The organism is Vibrio sp. 1069 (assembly GCF_033340555.1).
In genome coordinates, this window is sequence record NZ_JAWOWP010000311.1 from 1 (window position 1) to 744 (window position 744).

At 50.7% G+C, this 744-nt stretch carries 2 protein-coding genes; both read right to left on the bottom strand.

The genetic code is table 11. From position 1 onward, the window contains the following. Positions 1-453: ATP-grasp domain-containing protein (locus R7040_RS26205; protein ID WP_318097542.1), on the bottom strand; the 453-nt coding region annotated here is incomplete at its 3' end. A 4-nt stretch (positions 454-457) separates the two neighbouring features. Next, a partial coding sequence (locus R7040_RS26210; protein ID WP_318097543.1) for an AIR carboxylase family protein occupies positions 458-744 on the bottom strand: 287 nt, incomplete at its 5' end.

Sequence of the window (744 nt, forward strand, 5' to 3'; positions counted from 1 at the left end):
AGCCGCTTCTTTCAAGCGCCATTGGCCTTTACCATCGTAGCCACCCAATGCACTTTTCAGCACCATAGGCATGCCAACATGTTCAATTGCGCGTTCAAAATCTTCACGTGTCTCAATCACGTAGTACTTTGCATTACGCACGCCAGCATTATCGAGTAGCGCTTTTTCAACACGGCGGTCACCGCCTGCTTTGATGGCTGCGGTACTAGGGAGGAACTTGCCACTTGATTCACAGATGTCGAGTACATCGTGAGGAATATGTTCGAATTCTGCGGTGATCGCATCCACTTGTTCAATGGCATTTTCCAAACCATGACCAAGCACCTGTTGGGTAAGAGGATGGACAACGTTACCGCTACCGACATCGTAAGCCGAGATTTGGATGTTCAGTGGTGCACCAGCCAGAGACATCATACGAGCCAACTGACCTGATCCGAGAACCAGTACATGCATCTGATTAATCCTCAGCTGGATTTGGGTTAGCCAGTACGGTTTCCGTCTGTTCATTGCGGAACGCTTCTACCTTCGCCATGATGCTTTCGTCATGAGTGCCTAGGATTTGTGCCGCTAAGATGCCCGCGTTTGCAGCGCCCGCTTCGCCAATCGCTAACGTGCCGACTGCAATGCCTTTTGGCATTTGTACAATAGATAGCAAAGAGTCCATGCCTTTTAGAGCGCGAGATTGAACCGGAACGCCAAGTACAGGCAAACTGGTGAAGGCTGCCGCCATTCCCGGTAGGTGAG